This window comes from Bradyrhizobium sp. UFLA06-06 (genome assembly GCF_054820065.1).
In genome coordinates this window covers 1-5,027 of the sequence record NZ_JADFUD010000132.1, presented here as the reverse complement: position 1 = coordinate 5,027, position 5,027 = coordinate 1, and the positions used below count along the sequence as shown (strand labels likewise).

Genomic DNA, 5,027 nt, shown 5'->3' with positions numbered 1-5,027 from the left:
CTCCAAACATGATGGCGACCTTCGCGGCAAGCCCGATCGCATTCAACTCTTGGGCCACCCTGCTCGGCTCCCTGAGCAAGGCGCTCGACGTGAAGACGCGTGACAGCATCGGCCTCGCGGTTTCCGAGGTGAATGGCTGCGACTACTGCCTGACGGTTCACAGCTTTACGGCCGATCACATGGCCAAGCTGCCGGCCAATGAAATTATTCTGGCCCGGATGGGCCATGCCAGCGACCCGAAGCGGGACGCCGCCATCCAATTTGCGCGCAAGGTCATCGAGACCCGCGGCAAGATCAGTGACGCGGATCTGAAAGGCGTGCGCGATGCCGGCTACACGGATGCGAACGTCATGGAGATCGTCGCGCTGGTGGCAATGTATTCCATGACGAACTTCTTCAACAACGTCTTCGATCCCGAGAAGGACTTTCCAGCCGTAGCGCCCGCTGGGTCGCTCTGAACTCCAGCCTGGTCGCATCGATCATCGCTGAAGGCTATCGGAGCTTTTTATGTGATGCGCGATGCGGCCGGGACTCGAAGTGACGGGGCTGGGCGAAAAGAGTAAAGCATGAAGAGTATCCTTCATATTGATTGCAGCCCGCGGGCGGAATCACACAGCCGGCAGCTCTCGGCGGCGATTGTCGAGAAGCTACTCGAGATCGAGCCCCGGGCGACCATCTGTCGGCGAGATCTTGGCGCCGCCCCATTGCCGCATGCCACGCCTGACTACGCCACGACGCTTTCGACGGCAGCAACGTTGGCTGCTCCGCTGAAGGGTTCGCTGGATCTTTCTGAAACGCTCATTCAGGAAGTCGAGGCGGCGGATGCGGTGGTCATTGGAACGCCGATGCATAACCTAACCATTCCCTCGGTCCTGAAGGCATGGGTCGACCAGATTTTGCGCGCCGGCCGCACCTTCAGATCGACGCCGGTTGGGAAGGTGGGAAAGCTCCATGATCGCCCGGTGTTCATCGGTATCGCATCTGGTGGCGTGTTCACCGGTGACCGGGCCAACCAGCCCGATTTTCTCACTCCGTATCTTGCGGCCGTGCTGGGCTCCATTGGTCTGAAAACCTTGCAATTCCTCCCTGTGCAAGCCACTGCGTTTCTTGAGGGAGATAACGCCACGTCAGCGAGGGCAAAAGCGCTTTTGGCGCTCGACCTGACGGTCATGGGGAAAGTCCCATGCCCCGCGACTGTCGAAGGTGAGTGAAGCATCGCTCCACCGCTCGGTAAGGTGTTCGAGGCTCGCGCCGATCTCCTGGAAGATCACTACGGCATCGGCGCGCCGCAGACATCTCAACCGGGTGACCGCGGAGGAGGACGCTTCAGACTTAAAAGCTCCGTCACGTCACGTCGGTCGACCGCGGAAGAGATACCAACTTTCAACCATTTTCCGTCGGGGTAAGTTCGAGCTTCATCGTAAAGTTTGACCAATTGCGGGCGCCACCCGTAACGCCGCGCCTCAAACTTCTCTCGCTCTGCTCCCCCCAGGACCACCTCGACCGAAAACAACCTGTATTCCGGCAGGAAAGTGCAGAATGCCCTGGATTTTTTGTAGCGCAGGGACCAACCGCGCTTCTTGCCACGATAGAGCCATTCCGGCGCGAAGACAGCGGGGTAGTTTGCCTCGATCCAGTTACGCAGCTCGGCCCAATGCCCGAACGCCTTCGGCCCGATCCAGTCGCGGACAGTGCCGTCATCGGGCGGTGCTGACTTGCCGGTGATCCTGTCGCCGACCTCGGGAGATAGTCCCATATTATTTTCCTTCACATCGCAACTCCATATCGTGAGCTTCGGAAGACTTGGTCGGCCGCACGACTGGCCATTCGATAGCGGAGTCAGTCCCGCGGAATGAAATCGACATGGGGCCCTGGCTCGATGATGAACACCGCGAGCGTGGTGAGAACGCAGGTGACCGCGGCAACAGCCATCGCGATCTGAAATCCCGAGAATAGCTGAGGGCCGCCCTGCTGCAGGACGCCACCAAGCAGGGCAATGGCGAAGAGCGACCCGGCGCGCGAGACCGCACTGTTGACTCCAGACGCGGTTCCGGCGCGATCGGGCTCGACGGTGGTGAGGACGAGGGTTGTCAACGGCGCAATCGCCAGGCTCATGCCAAGCGCCAGCAACAGGATGCTCGGGAAGATGTCCGCCCAATAGGTCGCGTTCGGACCGATACGGAGCGCCATGATGCATCCCAGGGCGGCGACGGCGCCGCCGGCGAACAATGGCACGCGCCGGCCGAACCGGCGGCAGAGCACACCGGCGAGCGGCGAGACGACCATAATCAGCACCTGCAGGGGAACGAAGGCCAGGCCCGCCACCAGCGCCGGCAAGTGCGCGCCCCGGATCATCACAAACGGGATCAGGGTTAGCATGACCGTGAACGGCCCGTAGAGGAGCGCAGTGAACAGGTTCGCGCCGACGATCGACCGTGAAATAAAGAGCGAAGCGGGCAGCATGGCATTGTCGCCTAATCGCCGTTGGTTCACGATGAAGCCGGCTAAACTGCCCAGACCGACAATCAGCATGACGAGCACCCATGGGCTCGGACCCGAACCGTTGGTCAGGTTGATCAGCGCCGCGCTCAACCCGCCGAACCCGACTGTCGACAGGACCGCGCCACCAACGTCGACCCGAACGTGCCTGGCCGGTGCATCGTTGGGTATCCACGCGATGCCGACAGCCAGCGCGCCGGCGACGACCGGCAGGAGCATCAGAAAGGTCGTCCGCCAGGACCCGTGATCGAGGATCGCGCCGGCGATCGCGGGTGCGACGCCGGCGGCAACAGCCGCTGCGGCGGACCAGATTCCGACCGCGCGAGCTTTCTGGTCGGCGGGAAAGGCCCGCCCAAGCACGGAAAGACCATTGGGCAGGATCACGGCCTCGCCCAGGCCTTGCAACAATCGACCGACGATGAGCGACGCGAAACCCGGCGCGAAGGCAATTGCGGTTGCGCCGAAGCCGTAGAGAGCGATGCCCCCGAGGAAAATCCGCTTCTGTCCGAACCGGTCACCCAGGGCGCCGGCAACCAAGGTCACGGCAACGAGCGGCAGAAGCTCGGCGTTCATCACCCACTGCAGGTCGAGCGGCGACAGGCGCATCTCTTGGCCAATCGCAGCGAGCGCAATCGTGACGACGGCGCTGCTGACGAACACCAGGCAACAGCCCAGGCTCGACGCGGCGAGCACCTTGGTGCTGCCCCACGCGTCAACCGCCTTGGGCTCGGAGAGCGCAAGGCCGAGGTCGGGGAGGATCAGTGACGCGCTGCTCACGATGAGACAGGGCCGTCATACTCGCCACGCGCCGGATAAGCCTTGGAGATCGCGAAATCGATCGCCTGAAGCAATTCCGAGAACAACGGACGTGCAAATGGCATCGTTTGAACCGCGCCGTAGTACAAGGTACCGTCCGGACGGACCAGGAACACGCCCGGCTCCGAAAATAGCGGCGGCTCCTCGACGTTGATCGACGACTTTCCCTGCGACGCAGAAATATACAGCCCCCATTGCCGCGCAACCGTCAGCGGCAACGAATGTCCAAATCGCAAGTTGGTGCCGACCTTGCGCGCCATTTCCTGCGAACGCTCGGCAACGTCAGAGCTAACGGCAATGACCTTTGTGCCGCGGCGCTCATATTCGGAGATCAGCGATCCCAGGTCGCGCAGATATTTGAGACAGACCGGACAATGGAGCCCACGATAAAAGCATATCAACGTAAACCGCTCCGGCGTGTCGGTCGCAAGGTCAAAGTCGCCATGAGCAAGGGTCGGCACGCGCAGTTCTGGAACCGGTCGACGAGGCAGCAGCATTCTCTTCTCCACAGTCCACCCATAGATCGCAGCGCGATACGAAACCTTCCAATAATCGGCATGCATGGTTTCCATAGCGGTGAGGAATACTGCTGTGACGTTCCTCTCTACCTGCGTAAATCAAAGCAAGCGCGCGGCCCGCGACGGCATCACGCCGCGCGGCAAGCGGCAATAACGATCGTCGATTGATTCCATGGCGAGAGGTGACTTCCCTCGCGGCAGGTTCGACAGCCACGGTGTGAGATCGCTGTCAGACACACCCACACCCCGGAACGAGACTGCAAATGACCACGCCTGCAAGCCAGAGACGGCGAGCTTGTCACCACGAGACGCAGCCCCTTGAAGGACGGCACAGCCACCGCGTTATCGATGCAGAACCCTGCCCGCGAGAGCTCGGGCGGGAGGCGCCGCCCCGCCACCGAGGCATGGTGCTCACGGCCTGCGTGCTCGCGTCGTCGATGGCGTTCATCGATGGGACCGCGCTACCCGTTGCGTTACCGATATTGCGCGCTGATTTCGGAGCGGACCTTGCCTCCGTTCAATGGGTTCTCAACGGGTACATGCTGGCGCTCGCGTCGCTGACATTGATCGGCGGTGCGCTCGCGGATGTTTACGGCAAGGCGCGAATGCTGGGGCTCGGTTGCGTCCTGTTCGGTGTGACGTCTGCGGCTTGCGCGCTGGCGCCTTCGCCGACCTGGCTGATCGCTGCCCGCATCGCACAGGGAGCAGCCGCGGCGATCGTCACCCCCGCCAGCCTCGCCCTGATCGGGGCCACCTATCCGCGCGCCGAGCGAAACCGGGCGATCGGCTTATGGGCTGCGGCATCGGCCCTCACAACGGCCGGAGGTCCTGTCCTGGGCGGCTGGCTGACCGAGACCTTCGGCTGGCCGTCCGTGTTCTGGATCAACCCGCCGCTCGCGCTCGCCGCCGTGGGAGTTCTGCTGGTCTTCGCACCCAAAGACGGCCGGATCCAGCGCCGATTCGACCTGATCGGTGCCGCGATCCTCGCTGCGGCGATCGGGGCCCTCACCTGGGCACTGAGCCAGATCGGCTCCGCCGAAGCGCTGGATGCCACGAGCACTCCAGCCCAGCCGGTCACGGTACTCATGATCGTCGCCTGGCTCGGCATTGTCGGGCTCGCCGTCTACGCGTTCTGGGAGCGCAGAAGCGAACACCCGATCTGTCTCTTATACACATCTGACGCTGCCGACGAAC

At 62.6% G+C, this 5,027-nt stretch carries 6 protein-coding genes; 3 read left to right on the top strand and 3 right to left on the bottom strand.

Features of this window, described 5'->3' with window-relative positions:
* Both IF803_RS42120 and IF803_RS42115 read left to right on the top strand, forming a co-directional pair.
* The coding region (locus IF803_RS42120; RefSeq protein WP_461196116.1) for a carboxymuconolactone decarboxylase family protein at positions 1–458 on the top strand (458 nt) is incomplete at its 5' end.
* Positions 459–566: 108 nt separating this feature from the next.
* Positions 567–1,211 carry an FMN-dependent NADH-azoreductase gene (locus tag IF803_RS42115; RefSeq protein WP_035631963.1) on the top strand — a complete coding sequence of 215 codons (645 nt, stop codon included), beginning with the start codon at positions 567–569 and terminating at the stop codon, positions 1,209–1,211.
* 86 nt (positions 1,212–1,297) lie between these two features.
* Here the strand turns inward: IF803_RS42115 and IF803_RS42110 are convergent, their stop codons facing one another.
* The 3 genes from IF803_RS42110 to IF803_RS42100 all read right to left on the bottom strand — a co-directional run bounded on the left by IF803_RS42110 (position 1,298) and on the right by IF803_RS42100 (position 3,812).
* A complete protein-coding gene (locus IF803_RS42110) occupies positions 1,298–1,756 on the bottom strand; it encodes a DUF3788 domain-containing protein (RefSeq protein WP_028341935.1) in 459 nt (152 codons plus the stop codon).
* Positions 1,757–1,839: 83 nt separating this feature from the next.
* Positions 1,840–3,276 (bottom strand): MFS transporter, encoded by a 1,437-nt coding sequence (locus tag IF803_RS42105; RefSeq protein ID WP_461196115.1) that lies wholly within the window; start codon positions 3,274–3,276, stop codon positions 1,840–1,842.
* Positions 3,273–3,812, bottom strand: coding sequence for a peroxiredoxin-like family protein (locus IF803_RS42100; RefSeq protein WP_461196114.1), 540 nt, complete (start codon positions 3,810–3,812; stop codon positions 3,273–3,275). The genes IF803_RS42105 and IF803_RS42100 overlap by 4 nt, the downstream gene beginning before the upstream one ends.
* A 425-nt stretch (positions 3,813–4,237) precedes the next feature.
* Between IF803_RS42100 and IF803_RS42095 the strand changes: the two genes are divergently transcribed.
* Positions 4,238–5,027 (top strand): MFS transporter (locus tag IF803_RS42095; protein WP_461196113.1); only part of this gene is annotated, 790 nt, incomplete at its 3' end.